This window comes from Mastigocoleus testarum BC008 (assembly GCF_001456025.1).
Lineage (GTDB): Bacteria > Cyanobacteriota > Cyanobacteriia > Cyanobacteriales > Nostocaceae > Mastigocoleus > Mastigocoleus testarum.
Map to the genome: position 1 here is coordinate 18501 of NZ_LMTZ01000141.1, position 14871 is coordinate 33371.

Sequence of the window (14871 nt, forward strand, 5' to 3'; positions counted from 1 at the left end):
TAAAGAAAAGATGCAAAAAGAGTTAGATGTGCTGTTAAACTGTTAAAAAGCGTATTATGTCAAATTCATGCTCGCAATTTGCGAAAGTTTTCAGCAAGAATTTGAAAGACAAGCGAAACTCTTTAGCTGTAAGCTTTGAATAACAAAAGTTTTTATTTTTTTGAGTGCTATTTCAATTTAAGAAAGACTGATCTTTGGGTAGAGTAACCCAAAACCTGTAAAATTATATATTTATATTAATAAAGTAAGAAAAAGTGCTGTTTTGCGATATTGTTACCTGTTTTTTTATTCCGATGACTAAGAATTAACAGTCAAATAGCTCTCAAAAAAAGAAATCGATCGCATCTACAGTGGGTATCTCTGACATCATGAAGTATTCTGCTCCCCAAACAGATCCTGGATCTAAAAATACATTGAAGCCACCAAAATTACAAAGAAGGTGGCTTTGGTTATTGTTAGGAATATTTTTAGTTGGTGGTGGTACTGCAACTTGGTATGTGCTTTCATCCAACAGACAAGAAGGATTTGCTAATCTTAATCAACCTCCTGGGGTACCAGTTGAACTATCTACCGTAGGAACTGACTTGGTTCGTAACACCGAGACCTACAGAGCTCGTTTAGAATCACGACGCTCCATAACACTTCAACCAAGAGTTCAAGGGCAAATCACCCAAATTTTGACTCGTTCGGGAACCAGAGTTCCTGCTGGAACTCCAATTATCCAAATAGATCCAAGAGAACAACAAGCATCACTCAATAGCGTCAAAGCAGCAATAGGAGTAGCACAGTCTCGACTGGAAAATTCTCAAGCTACCTTGAAATCTTTAGAGGCTGATAAGTTATCTAAAGTTGCCGACCTGCAGTTAAACCAACAAGAATACAAGCGTGACTTACAACTCCAAAAAGAAGGGGCGCTATCTCAAAGAAACTTAGACCAAGCAAAGAATAGGTTGGATGCCGCACAAGCAAGTCTCGGTACAATTAATGCTCAAATTGAAGCTCAAAAAGCAGCTATATCCCAATCAAAAAGAGCACTAGAACAGGAAAAAGCCAATGCTAAAGAACAACAAGTTCAGTTGCAGTATTACACGATCGCAGCTCCTTTTACTGGAACAGTAGGAGATATACCGGTCAAAGTTGGTGATTTTGTTAATACTTCTACCCAACTTGCAACTATTACTCAGAATCAACCGTTAGAGGTCAATATCTCAGTACCAATTGAACGTGCACCGGAATTAGAAAAGGGTATGTTAGTTGAAGTTATCAACGCCCAGGGAAATTCTATTGGTACGGCTAGGATATTTTTTATCTCTCCTAGTGTCATAAATGATACGCAATCTATTCTAATTAAAGCACTTTTCGACAATTCCAAAGGTCAAGTCCGGGCTGAGGAATCTGTAAACGCCAAAATCATTTGGGAACAGCGTCAAGGAGTTGTGATTCCAGTGAATTCAGTCGTCAGAGTAGCTGGAGAAACATTTGTCTATGTCGCTGAAAATGGAAAATCTGCCGATGGTAAGGTCCAAATGCAGGCGAAACAGAAACGCGTCAAATTAGGAGATGTTCGAGGTAATAGCTACCGAGTCTTAGATGGCTTGGAAGCCGGAGAGAAACTTATTGTCTCGGGTTTACTTAATCTGAGAAATGGAATACCAATTATGCCAAAGCAAGAAACTGAGAAATGAGGTAATCGGTAATTGGTAATTGGTAATTGATAATTGATAATCCATCTTCCCAATATCCAATACCCAATATCCAATACCCAATATCCAATACCCAATACCTAATCCCTAATAGCCAATAGCCAATCCCCAATTCCTTAACACCTATGTTCGCTGACTTTTTTATTAAGCGCCCTGTGTTTAGCAGTGTTTGCGCGATTATTATTCTGCTGATAGGGGCTATCAGTATTCCGACTCTCCCTACAGACAGATATCCAGAGATTAGTCCAACCCAAGTTCAAGTACTTGCTAACTATGTAGGTGCTAGTGCTGAAGTTGTAGAAAAAACAGTAACTACCGTCATAGAACGTCAAATTAATGGCGTTGAAGGTCTGAAATATATGACCTCTTCCAGTACTAATGATGGTACAAGCACTATTACAGTCACATTTGACCCCTCAAGAGATAAAGATATTGCTGCGGTCGACGTTCAAAATCGAGTATCTCTTGCTGAACCCCAACTACCTGAATCGGTACAAAGAACAGGCGTTACCGTCAGTAAACAGTCAAGTAACTTTGTCTTGGGAATAGGGCTATATAGTGACAATAAAGAGTTTGATAATGTATTTCTTAGTAACTATGCAGATTTATATATAACAGACAACCTGAAAAAGATAGAGGGTGTCAGTAACGCACAGGTTTTTGGCGAACGGCGCTATGCAATGCGTCTGTGGCTCGATCCAAATCGCCTTGCAAGTCGTAATCTGACGGCTCAAGATGTGGTCAATGCAATTAACGAGCAAAACCTCCAGGTCGGTGCGGGACAAATTGGTCAACAGCCTGCTCCAGAGGACCAGATGTATATTAAAGATATACGGGTTTCTGGTCGTTTAGAAGATCCGTCTGAGTTTGAAAATATTGTTATTAGGACAGGGGCTGATGGTTCGCTGATCAGGCTTAAAGATGTCGGTAGGGCGGAACTGGGTGCAGAAAACTATAATACTTTTCTTCGTTTCAGAGCTAAAGATGGTATAGGTATTGGTGTATTACAAACTCCAGGAAGTAATGCCCTAGAAGTCGCTAGAGCCGTAAAAAAAGCCATGGCTGAAATGGCTCAAGATTTTCCACCCGGGATGAAATATCAGGTGGCATTTGATGTCACCATGTTTATTGAAGCATCCTTATTAGAAGTCGTAAAAACACTGTTATTAGCGATTTTTCTCGTAGTTCTAGTAATTTTTATTTTCCTACAAGATTGGCGGACGGCTATTATTCCCGTTATTACCATTCCTTTGGCTTTAATTGGAACATTTGGCTTTGTTAAAGCCTTTGGTTTTTCCATCAATACTTTAACTTTATTTGGTCTGACATTAGCAACCGGGATGGTTGTTGATGATGCGATTGTTGTTGTAGAAGATATCTCTCGTTTGGTTCAAGAGAAGGGAATGTCAGCTCAGTCAGCTGCTTCTAGCGCCATGCGATCGCTATCTGGGGCTGTGATTGCAACTTCATTAGTATTGATGGCTGTATTTGTTCCCGTTGCGTTCTTTCCTGGTTCAACGGGTCAAATCTATCGTCAATTTGCTTTGACAATAGCCTTTTCAATTACCATATCCACATTTCTCGCTCTGACCTTGACGCCTACTCTTTCAGCGTTGCTGTTAAGAAAGAAACCAAAACCACGAGGATTGCTTGGTTGGGTTTTTGGTCGAGTTAATTGGTTCCTCGATGGGTTGCGCAAAAATTACCGTTGGGCTCTCAATAAGATTGCTAGACTTAGATTTGTTGTTTTGGCAGTTTTTGTTAGTTTGTTAGGGATTACAGCTTGGCTGTATAATACAGTACCTACTGCATTCGTTCCTGATGAAGACCAAGGTTATTTTATTACCGTAATTCAAGCAAAGGAAGGAGTTTCACTCAACTACACCAGCAAGGTAATGCTGGAGGTGGAAGAAGAAATTCTTAAATTACCTGAAGTTGTTGGTACATTTGCTGTTGGTGGTTTTAGTTTTAGCGGTGCAACTGCAAACACAGGGGTCATTTGGACAACACTCAAACCTTGGAGCGAACGTACCGGTGAAGGACAATCAGCCCAAGAAATTATGGGTCGATTAATGCCAAAGTTTTTTAGCATTACCGATGCGAATGTTTTCCCATTTAATCCGCCAGCGATTCCAGGTTTGGGTAACTTTAGTGGTTTTCAGTTTCAGTTACAAGACCGGAGGGGAACTACTGGTTTACCTAGAATGCTGGAAGTAAAAGACCAGCTAATCGGGGAAAGTAATCAGCAGCCGGAATTACAGGGTGTACTCAGTACTTATGCAGCGAATATGCCTCAATTAGAGGTTGAAGTTGATCGCAATAGAGCTAAAGCATTACAAGTATCGATTAGTGATATATTTAATACCCTGCAATCATATTTAGGTTCTCGATACGTCAACGACTTTAACCTCGGACAACGTACTTATCGGGTATATGTCCAAGCAGATGCAAAACATCGTTCCAATCCTGAGGACATAGGAAAGCTATATGTCCGTTCTGCAACTAACCAAATGATTCCTTTGAGTAATTTGGTGAGAATCAAGCAGACCACGGGAGCGCAAACAATTAACCACTACAACCTATTCCGGTCAATTGAAATAAACGGTTCAGCAGCTCCGGGATTCAGTTCGGGAGAAGCAATGAATACAATGGAAAGATTGGCAAATCAAGTATTACCAGCTTCCATGGGTTTTGAGTGGTCGGGTATTTCTGCTGAGGAAAAAGAATCTGGCGGACAAGCACCTTTAATTTTTGGTTTGGGTCTAGTATTCGTATTTTTGGTCCTAGCAGCCCAATATGAAAATTATGTGGACCCGTTAATTATTATGCTCTCGGTACCTTTAGCTATTTTGGGAGCATTATCTGCACAGTCACTTAGAGGCGTACCCAACGATATATTTTGTCAAGTTGGTTTGGTGATGTTAATTGGTTTGGCTTCCAAGAATGCTATTTTGATTGTTGAATTTGCCAATCAATTACGGGAAGAACAAGGACTTCCCATAGTTAAAGCAGCACTGGAAGCATCCCAGGAACGTTTGCGACCAATTTTAATGACTGCTTTTTCTACGCTATTAGGAATTTTCCCCCTGATGATTGCAACGGGTGCGGGTGCTCCTAGCCGTCAATCTCTTGGTAATGCGGTGTTCGGTGGTATGTTTGTTGCTACTTTCTTAAGTTTGTTTGTTGTACCGGTTTTGTACATCATTATTGTTTCTCTGCGAGAAAGTTTCAGCCCACCCCATCAAAAACCACCTTACAAACAACTAGGAGAAGATGGGGAAGTTCCTGGAGAAGTGGAACATCCTATCTCTTAAAGTTTGTTTGTAACTAGGAACGGGGATGACTAGTAATTTTTATTACTTTTAAATCACAATGGATGATTTTGCAGATTAGATGCGATCGCCATTGTGATTTTTTTAGGACTATCCCTAATACGGTTTCTACTGGTTAGATTACTATTCCAATGATGAAATGGACTGGTTTCAAAGCCGATTTTGCCGCAGGAGTGGAAACAGCGGCTTCCGTTGGAGGACAGTTAGCTCACTTAATTATTTTTTGGCTTTCCTAGGATTCTAATGTTACACCTCCAGTATGTTTAGCTGCATATGCAGCAGCGGGAATTGCTAAAACTTCTCCACTGAAAACTGCGATCACATCTTGGAAACTAGCGAAACTTTAATGGTTTTTTATCCCAACATAGTAGTTGCAGTAAGTGGTTTAGGAGTAATGATTATTTGGCTGTGGGGATATCGCAAAATTAGTTATTGGGAGCTATTTTCTTGAATTTCTGCTTGCAAAGTATTGAGAATAGCAGTGTATACAGCAGGTGTTAGCGCTGTGAACTGTTTTTCTGGATTTTCAATCTCATATTGTCGATTCACTAAAGTAACAATAGTGATGCCACTATCAGGGAAGTGTAGAGCATAAGCTTGATATCCAGGGTGGTCACCACCCTTACCCCAAGCTTTTCCCCAAGGGAATTCCCTGGACTCTGTACCTAAACCGAACTGACTTATATCTATAAAGGTCAGCATTTGGTTCAGGGATTCTGGCTCGAGTAACTTATCTCCAGAAAGCGCCAGCATGAACCTTGTTAAGTCTTTCGCATTGGAGAACAGCGCGCCATTTGCCCAATATGCTGAAAAATTAGCTTCGGTGAGATCGTCGGGGATACCATCTTGACCAAAACTCCCATCAGCTTTAAATAAATCTTGATAACCACGAGCCTGTCTACCGACAATGTCCTCATCTCCACTAAAAAATGTATGTTTGAGCCGCAGGGGATTGAGAACTTTATCGCGGAGAACTCTGGCGAAAGATGAACCTGTGGCTTTTTCCACAATCATCCCAGCTAAAACACTGCTTGTATTGGTATAACACCATTTACCACCAATACATCCCCCTCCCTGAAAGCGCGGTTTACCGTAAACATATTCAAGTAATTCTTCCGGACGCCAACGTTTAACTTCACCAGTAGCAAATTGCTTTTGAGTTTCGGCAATATAATCTGCTAGGAATTTTTCATCATCTGGGTAATTGTAAACGCCAGCTGTACCGTTTAGGAGTTGGCGAATCGTAATAGTTTTACCGTCAGTTATTTTACTTGCGACTTCAGGAAGCCATTTTTCCAGGGTATCGTCCAGACTTAGTATTCCTTCCTCTACCAACTTTAGTACTGTCACAGCTGTAAATATCTTGGTAACACTACCAACACCAAATATGTCATTTACTCGCATCGGTTCTTTTGTTTCTAGGTTAGAAACACCGCTTGCTCCGAACCACATCCCTTGAGGGGTGACTATTCCCACAGTTGCACCAGGAAGTTGATTATCTTCAACTACTTGGTCTAGTGTGACTTGTAATTTTTGGGCTAATTCTGCACTGATTCTTTTACGTTTTCGTCCTTTCTTTCGACCTTGTCTTCGTTCTTTTAATTCTTGCTTTTTTTGTTTCCAATTTTTCCAAGTTTGCTCCCCTTCATTCTCATTATCAATTAGGGCTACAAATCTTTTCTTCGATAAATTAAAAATACTATTAGATATTTTTCCATTGACTTTGATATTTATGTTTTCCATACTCAAAGCAATCGGTATAACTTGAACTGTTCCTGCTATACTGACCATCAACATTGATGCTAAAGTTGCCCTAACAGAAATCTTCCACAATAAGTTCATATTTTCTTTCCTCTATTTACTTGCATGACATTACTTGTATGACAGTTTCTTGAAGCTGTTAACTTCAATAGGATTAGTTCAAGTAAGCCCTCCTAAAAAAGGAGGGTCGCAAGGAGCAAAATTTTTAGAACTGAACCACAGGCTTTAACTATTTTGTTTGTTTGGGTTATTGGTTCACCCTCAGTCAATTTACAATTAGGTGCTCCGGCTACACATCAACCGAGTGGAGAAACCAAAAAGACCAGATAAAATGACCGACCGGACGATATTTTCAGATGGCTATTAATGTTAATTTCGAGCTAAACCCCTAAAAATACTCCACTGCTCAGAATTGAACAGTGAATTTTTGAGCAACCTACTATTTTTGCCTTATGGCATCCCTCGCCAGTAAGTTATTGTTAACAGGTAAAGCTATTTTCAGTTGGCTCTTTCGCCAAATTTCCCAGCGATTTAAGCAATTAATTTATTCTAATGACTCCGCAGACTACATAGCTTGGCGAAATCAATTTCTATGGCGACGTCTTGGTCTGTGCTTTTGGGTAGCATTTCCTGTCATCTTCTGTAGCTTTGTCTTAGATTGTTACCGTATTTTCTATCTGAATCAAACTGAATTTTATCCCCAAGAGTTAAAACATCTTTTGGTGATAGAAAACTTGGTTATGGGATTTTTTTTACTGGTTTGTCTAAAATTTCACAAAACCAAATTTGGTCGCAAATATCCAGGCGCACTTTTTTTGTGCGTATTCTTCTCATTAACACTGATCCAACAAATAATTGGGACTTTCTGTGGTGTTGCAATACTCAATCTTGGTGGTTGGGGTTTAACATTCACTGCACAAGCAACTATTATGCCTGTACGCTGGCGACTGCATCTCCTATCTCAATTACTTCTACTGGGCTACTATATAGGCGTCAATTCCGTACTTGGTTTTACCAACTTATACCGGAGCTATCCACTTATCACTGTAGAACTTATATTGTTCATATTTTGGTTCTGCTTTATCTGTGACTTGGGTGTATATTCCTACGATCGCTTGCAACGTAATGAGTTTGAATCGCGCCGAGAATTACGAATTTTTCTACATGCTATTTCCCATGACCTATGTACCCCATTGATGGGTAACGCAATTGTATTTCAAAACTTGCTCAAAAAGTCCGATTCAGAAGTAATTGTCAGTTCAAAAATTCTCAAACGTTTGCTAGAGGGTAACTCCCGCCAAATCAATCTAATTCAATCTTTGCGGGAAGCTTACACCTTGGAGGTGCAGGGTGTGAAACTCCATTGCGAACCAATAAAAGTTAGTACTGTGGTAAATTCAGTTCTTTATGATTTAGAACCGTTTATTAGAGAAAACAATACCACTGTTCATAACTTATTAAGCGATAATTTACCTTTAATTTGTGCTGACCCCACCCAGTTGAGTCGAGTATTCAGCAATTTGATTAGCAATGCTCTAAAACATAATCCTTACGAAATCACCTTAACAATAGATGCAAATCCTCAAGGAGAAAAAATTCTTTGTCGAGTTCGAGATAATGGTGTAGGTATAACTCAAAACCAATGTAAGCGAATATTTGAACTTTACACGCGAGGCGAAAATGCTCGTTTTATGCCTGGTTTAGGTTTAGGGTTATATGTGTGCAGACAAGTTATTATCGCTCATGGTGGAAATATTGGGGTCCAAAGTCAACCGGGAATAGGTTCAACATTTTGGTTTACCCTACCGATTATTGAGTAATAAGTAATGAGTAATAAGTAATAAGTAATAAGTAATGAGTAATAAGTAATAAGTAATGAGTAATGAGTAATAAGTAATAAGTAACAAGTAATGAGTAATAAGTAATGTTAGCGTAAGCGGGGCGCGTTCACAAAGTGAGACACTTTAGTGTCTACAGCGCACAGTAATAAGTAATGGGCGTTAAATATCAAATTAATCCTTTACGTAAAGCTACAACAGCAGCTTGGACGCGATCGTTAACAGCAAGTTTGTTCATAATACTGCGGATATGAGTTTTCACAGTACTCAAACTTATATACAGTTGTGTTGCAATTTCTGGATTAGTTCGACCTTCAACTATAAGTGTTAGAACTTCTAGTTCTCGATTGGAAAGCTCACTTATATTGTTATGGGACACAGGCGGTTTAAGATTATCAATAACTTTACGAGCTATTTGGGGATCCAGATATGTTGCACCAACCTCAGCAGCATTTATTGCGATCAATAATTGCTCCAAACTGGTACCTTTGATACAACAAGCATCAGCACCACTAGCAAGAGCAGCAATCATTTCCGTTTCATCATTATGGGAAGTTAATATTACAACCCTGACTGTTGATAGATTAGTCTTTATTTGTTGTGTTGCCGCAATTCCATCCAATCTGGGAAGACCAAGATCCATAATCACTAAATCGGGCTGAAGTTTTATTGCAGTTTCTACACCCAGGTAACCATCTGCTGCTATCCCTACAATTTGGTATTGGGAAGATTCCTCAAAGAACTGCTCCAAACCTAACTGCATGACTGGATCGTCTTCCACAATTAAAATTCTTTGGGGTGGGGTTTGTGCGTTCATCTGTAAGACTGTAGAGGTACTTTATCCGAACATCAAAAAACAGCATCCCATAATTTGCACGCTTACTATCTCTAGATATATGAAAAATTTTAAAAACGACAATTGTGGCACAATAATAAGACACTAAGAAAAAAATATAGATAAGGTTAAGGTTAATTTAGTGAGTCCTACTGCTCAAACTTCGGCAATGAAAGGTCGTGTAGTATTTCCATTTACAGCAATTGTGGGTCAGGAAGAAATGAAACTGGCTCTGATATTGAACACGATCGACCCCAAAATCGGTGGCGTGATGATCATGGGCGATCGCGGTACTGGAAAATCAACAACAATCAGGGCTTTAGCTGATTTATTACCAGAAATTGCCGTGGTTGCAAACGACCCTTTCAATTCGGATCCTCAAGATCCAGAATTGATGAGCGATGGAGTCCGCGAGCAAGTAGAGCAAGGGGTTGATCCAGAAGTAACCCGAGCAAAAGTGCAAATGGTAGATTTACCTTTGGGTGCAACTGAAGACCGGGTTTGCGGCACAATTGATATTGAAAAAGCTTTATCTGAAGGTGTTAAAGCATTTGAACCCGGACTTTTGGCAAAAGCTAACCGGGGTATTCTTTACGTGGATGAAGTTAACTTACTTGACGACCACCTAGTTGATGTATTATTAGATTCGGCTGCAAGTGGTTGGAATACAGTAGAACGGGAAGGTATTTCCATTCGTCACCCCGCACGTTTTGTTTTAGTAGGTTCCGGTAACCCAGAAGAAGGGGAATTGCGTCCCCAATTACTTGACCGTTTTGGGATGCATGCTGAAATTCATACTGTTAAAGAACCAGCATTAAGGGTACAAATCGTCGAACAGCGTTCAGAATTTGACCAAAATCCTCCTAGTTTTCTGGAAAAATATCACTCAGAACAAGAAGAACTACAAAAGCGCATTGTCACAGCACAGGAAAATTTATCCTCAGTAAACCTCGATTACGAACTACGGGTGAAGATTTCTGAGGTTTGTTCGGAATTAGATGTGGATGGTTTGCGTGGCGATATTGTTACTAATCGTGCAGCTAAAGCTTTGACAGCTTTTGAAGCTCGCAAGGAAGTAACAGTTGATGACATTCGTAGAGTTATTACCTTGTGTTTGCGTCACCGACTCCGGAAAGACCCCCTCGAGTCAATTGATTCTGGTTATAAAGTTGAAAAAGCATTTGCTCGGGTATTCGGGGTAGAACTCCCAGAAGATGTAAATCAAAGTAATGGTACCAGTAGAAAAGTTGGAGCTAGAAATTAACTTTTAGTTGTCAGATACCAACAATGCAGTAACTACACCCATTACTCATTACTGTGCGCAATACTTACAGTACGCTTACGCTAGGTCGCGCCCCGCTACGCTAACATTACTCATTACTCATTACTCACTACCCAATCCCCAATCCCCATTATTCATGAGATTTTGGCGCTTTTGGTTAAATGCTGTAATTTTATCCAGCCAGCACAATCCGCCTAGGTTTGTTGAACTTTTGATGTTATCCTTGGCGATTATTATGCTGGCAATTTCTACACTTTTCCCTGGAAAAGAGGCATTTTTAATCTTAGGTCTGAGCTTTGTAGTTGGAGCATCTTTATCAATTTTAGTGCGAGAAGTGATGTCACCGTCGCCCCGGACCCTGATTACACAAATTACAGCAGTTTTATTACTTGTTGTCAGTATCTATGGTTTTGCAGATCTGATACAGCATCTTTAAAGTCTAAAAGTATGTTTATAGTGTTGCTTTTTTAGCCGTTCCCCACTTTAACTGTGCTGCAGGTGTGATGGGGCTTAAAAAACATATGATAAGAGTTCATTAAAATCATATATATAGCAACTAGCTTCGGCTTGCACTTTTTCTCTTACAGCGTAACGCCCAAATCCAACAAAAAGATCCACTCCTGGCTTGGTTTCCAAATCGCTGACACCATCACCTACCATAATTATTTTTTCTGGCGCAAATTTATGACGTAATTTTTCTACGACTTCTAATTTCCCTCCATTTCGAGTTGTAGGATAATCGCGATCAAAATCTCGGTAACTACCGTCTTCGTTAAAGAATAATTCAACAGCTTCAATCGACGATTCAACACCAAGATATTTGGCTAAAGGTGCGATCGCTTGTACGTATCCAGCACTTAAAATAAATGGCGTCCATCCCTTTTGCTTGAGAGTTGCAATTACTTGTTTTGCATTAGGTTCAACCATTTGAACATAAAGTTCGCCGGTTTTTGCAACAGCATCTCGTGAAGGTTTAATAATTTCTAAACGTTTTGCAAAAACACTTTCAATGGGGATCTTACCTCCCATTGCCTCATTGGTCATCTGGACAATTTGCTGACTAACATCATCACCTGCAGTTCGTGCTAATTCATCAATTCCTTCGATACTGCTTAGGGTACTATCACAATCAAAAATAATAATTTTGCTGTTAGCCACGATCCGATGCTTCCTTATCTATAATGAGTATCTTATCAGTTGTTTATAGTTGCAGCACGCTCACACAAACCGTTTATGGGGGATTTTTTGTCCTCAATCCTTTTAGAAATGAATACTCTTGAAACAACTAATAGCTATCAGCACTACGGACAATATATGCTATAAACTGCTCAATTTTATTTCCTATTTGGCATAATGATGAGATGCATTTTTTCTCAAGATTTTTTGCTACCCTGCTCGCAGTATTTTTGCTACCTGTTCTCATGGTTTCTGCACAACAGCCTACGATTACTCCTGGAGACAATCTTGTTGTTGAAGGTCTCCCCCCAATTCCAGTTTCGCTAGTGGATACAGTCGAACGTTATACCCAGTTTAGGTCTGCGAGTATTGCTAGTTGGCATCCTACCAAGCGGCAAATGCTAATATCAACTCGCTTTGGCGATACCCGTCAGGTTCATTTAGTTGAATTCCCTTTGGCTGCTCGCAAACAACTAACTTTTTTCTCAGAAAGGGTTAGTGGTGCAACTTTCCAACCGTCAAAAGGTAATTATTTTGTTTTCAGTAAAGATATTGGAGGTAATGAATTCAACCAGAACTTTCGCTATGATTTTGCAACTGGTGATATTAAACTACTGACTGATGGAAAGTCAAAAAACAGTCGTGGTGTTTGGTCTAATAGCGGGGATCGCATGATCTATTCTTCCACCAGACGCACCGGTAAGGATAGAGATCTATATATTATCCAACCTCAAAAGCCTGAAAGCGATAAATTGCTAGCTGAGGTGGATGGGGGTGGTTGGTTTGGTTTGAATTGGTCTCCTGATGATTCTCAGTTTTTGATGCTCGAGTATGTTTCGATTAACGAAAGCTATTTGTGGCTATTTGATACTCGTACGGGTGACAAAAGTTTAATTACAGCCAAAAAAGAGGGTAAAGAGAAGGTTGCTTACAATGGCGGGATCTTTGCTAAAGATGGTAAAGGTTTATATGTCATAACTGATCGCGACTCAGAATTTTCTCGATTAGCTTATCTGAATCTCACAACTTTTGAGCATACTTATTTAACCAGTGATATTCCTTGGGATGTGGAAGATTTTGACCTTTCGGAAGATGGTAAGAATCTCGCCTTTGTGACCAACGAAGATGGTACGGGGGTTTTACATATATTGGATACCACCACAAGGAAGGAAAAACCACTACCAAAATTACCTGTAGGGCAAATATATGGTGTAAGATGGCACCGTAACAACCAAGATTTAGGTTTTACACTAGTTTCAGCTCGTTCAACAGCAGATGTTTATTCTTTGAATATTATTAATAATAAAGTTGAACGTTGGACAGAAAGTGAAACGGGGGGATTGAACACCGAAAATTTCCCTGAAGCAGAATTAGTACGTTGGAAAAGTTTCGACGATAAAATCATCTCTGGCTTTCTATATCGTCCTCCTGCCAAGTTTAAAGGTAAACGTCCGGTAATAATTAACATTCATGGTGGTCCCGAAGGACAGTTTCGACCAACATTTTTGGGGCGTTTAAATTACTACCTCAATGAATTGGGAGTTGCAGTTTTATTTCCTAATGTTCGCGGTTCTGCTGGATATGGCAAAACCTTTTTAAAGTTGGATAACGATTATAAGCGCGAAGACTCAGTAAAAGACATTGGCGCGTTGTTAGATTGGATCGGTACTCAACCGAATTTGGACAAAAATCGGATCCTAGTAACCGGAGGTAGTTACGGTGGCTATATGTCTTTAGCCGTAGCAACTAAATATAGTAATAAAATTCGTGCGGCGATCGATATTGTTGGAATTTCTAATTTTGTAACCTTTCTGGAAAACACCGAAAGCTATCGACGAGATTTGCGACGGGTGGAATATGGAGACGAACGGGATCCAAAAATGCGGGAATTTTTACTGAATATTTCTCCCGTAAATAATGCGGATAAAATAACCGTACCTTTATTTGTTATCCATGGTAAAAACGATCCCCGTGTTCCTTTGAAGGAAGCAGAGCAAATAGTAGCGACAGTTAGAAAAAATGATGTCCCTGTTTGGTATTTAATGGCGAAGGACGAAGGACATGGCTTTAGTAAGAAGAAAAATGTTGACTTTCAGTTTTACTCTACGGTGATGTTTGTTAAACGCTTTTTGTTGAAATAAATATGTGTTGGGTAATGGGTAGTTGGTAATGGGTAATGAGTATTACATTCCTCCCACACTCCCCACACTCCCCACACTCCCCACACTTCCCACACTCCCCACACTCCCCACACTCCCCACACTTCCCACACTCCCCACACTCCCCACACTTCCCACACTTCCCACACTCCCCACACTCCCTAATACACATGATAATAATCCTCATAGGTGTGTCTGGTTCTGGTAAAACTACGATTGGTAAACAACTCGCAGACTCACTCAACTGGCAATTTTATGACGCTGACGATTTCCATTCAGCAAAAAATATTGAAAAAATGCAAGCTGCAATTCCTTTAGAGGATAGCGATCGAATGCCATGGTTGCAAGCTATAGCAGATGCGATCGCAAAATGGTTGCAGGAAAATCAAAACATAATAATGGCTTGTTCGGCTTTGAAAGAAAGTTATCGTCAGTTGCTATTAATAGACAGAGAAAATATCCAATTTATTTACCTCAAAGGATCTTTTGAATTGATTCAAAAGCGCTTACAAAAACGTGAAAATCATTTTATGTCGGAAAGACTTTTGAAAAATCAATTTGATGTTTTGGAAGAACCTTCTAATATCCCAACAATAGATATTTCAAATCCACCAGAAAAAATAGTGGCAACTATTAGAGAAATATTAAGAAGCAGTTAATTAGCGATAATGATTTTCATTACTTTGAGAATATTAATTGAAAATTAATTTAATACATAAAATTTAATGAAATAAAAATTACTGTTCTTCATTTTATCTTCTTGTCAGAGTCTCAGACCTACATTT

General features: G+C 39.6%; 12 protein-coding genes. 8 read left to right on the forward strand and 4 right to left on the reverse strand.

What is annotated here, in order from left to right; all coding sequences use genetic code 11:
• Positions 1 to 368 precede the first annotated feature (368 nt).
• The 3 genes from BC008_RS37965 to BC008_RS50895 all read left to right on the forward strand — a co-directional run bounded on the left by BC008_RS37965 (position 369) and on the right by BC008_RS50895 (position 5271).
• Positions 369 to 1685, forward strand: coding sequence for an efflux RND transporter periplasmic adaptor subunit (locus BC008_RS37965; protein ID WP_027843790.1), 1317 nt, complete (start codon positions 369 to 371; stop codon positions 1683 to 1685).
• A gap of 143 nt (positions 1686 to 1828) precedes the next feature.
• Entirely contained in the window at positions 1829 to 5017 is a 3189-nt protein-coding gene (locus BC008_RS37970) for an efflux RND transporter permease subunit (protein WP_027843789.1), read from the forward strand.
• A gap of 149 nt (positions 5018 to 5166) precedes the next feature.
• The gene (locus BC008_RS50895; RefSeq protein WP_201026220.1) at positions 5167 to 5271 is read left to right on the forward strand and encodes a hypothetical protein; all 105 of its coding nucleotides are present in this window, start codon (positions 5167 to 5169) and stop codon (positions 5269 to 5271) included.
• A gap of 193 nt (positions 5272 to 5464) precedes the next feature.
• Here BC008_RS50895 and BC008_RS37975 read toward each other — a convergent pair whose 3' ends face one another.
• Positions 5465 to 6877 carry a serine hydrolase domain-containing protein gene (locus tag BC008_RS37975; RefSeq protein WP_058184506.1) on the reverse strand — a complete coding sequence of 471 codons (1413 nt, stop codon included), beginning with the start codon at positions 6875 to 6877 and terminating at the stop codon, positions 5465 to 5467.
• Between the two features lie 371 nt (positions 6878 to 7248).
• On the opposite strand from BC008_RS37975, the gene BC008_RS37980 reads away from it, so the two are divergent.
• Entirely contained in the window at positions 7249 to 8616 is a 1368-nt protein-coding gene (locus tag BC008_RS37980) for a sensor histidine kinase (RefSeq protein WP_058184508.1), read from the forward strand.
• 187 nt (positions 8617 to 8803) lie between these two features.
• Here BC008_RS37980 and BC008_RS37985 read toward each other — a convergent pair whose 3' ends face one another.
• A complete protein-coding gene (locus BC008_RS37985; RefSeq protein ID WP_027843788.1) occupies positions 8804 to 9451 on the reverse strand; it encodes a response regulator in 648 nt (215 codons plus the stop codon).
• 160 nt (positions 9452 to 9611) lie between these two features.
• Here BC008_RS37985 and bchI point away from each other — a divergent pair, with 160 nt between their 5' ends.
• Positions 9612 to 10733 carry a magnesium chelatase ATPase subunit I gene (gene bchI / locus BC008_RS37990; RefSeq protein ID WP_027843787.1) on the forward strand — a complete coding sequence of 374 codons (1122 nt, stop codon included), beginning with the start codon at positions 9612 to 9614 and terminating at the stop codon, positions 10731 to 10733.
• A 154-nt stretch (positions 10734 to 10887) separates the two neighbouring features.
• Positions 10888 to 11187, forward strand: a complete 300-nt coding sequence (locus BC008_RS37995; RefSeq protein WP_058184511.1) for a hypothetical protein — start codon at positions 10888 to 10890, stop codon at positions 11185 to 11187.
• A gap of 74 nt (positions 11188 to 11261) precedes the next feature.
• Here BC008_RS37995 and BC008_RS38000 read toward each other — a convergent pair whose 3' ends face one another.
• Positions 11262 to 11909, reverse strand: a complete 648-nt coding sequence (locus tag BC008_RS38000) for an HAD-IB family phosphatase (RefSeq protein ID WP_027843786.1) — start codon at positions 11907 to 11909, stop codon at positions 11262 to 11264.
• Between the two features lie 203 nt (positions 11910 to 12112).
• On the opposite strand from BC008_RS38000, the gene BC008_RS38005 reads away from it, so the two are divergent.
• Positions 12113 to 14068 (forward strand): S9 family peptidase, encoded by a 1956-nt coding sequence (locus tag BC008_RS38005; protein ID WP_027843785.1) that lies wholly within the window; start codon positions 12113 to 12115, stop codon positions 14066 to 14068.
• Between the two features lie 42 nt (positions 14069 to 14110).
• Here BC008_RS38005 and BC008_RS52345 read toward each other — a convergent pair whose 3' ends face one another.
• Positions 14111 to 14242, reverse strand: a complete 132-nt coding sequence (locus BC008_RS52345) for a hypothetical protein (RefSeq protein WP_072207808.1) — start codon at positions 14240 to 14242, stop codon at positions 14111 to 14113.
• A 14-nt stretch (positions 14243 to 14256) separates the two neighbouring features.
• On the opposite strand from BC008_RS52345, the gene BC008_RS38010 reads away from it, so the two are divergent.
• Positions 14257 to 14745 (forward strand): gluconokinase, encoded by a 489-nt coding sequence (locus tag BC008_RS38010; RefSeq protein WP_027843784.1) that lies wholly within the window; start codon positions 14257 to 14259, stop codon positions 14743 to 14745.
• Positions 14746 to 14871 lie beyond the last annotated feature (126 nt).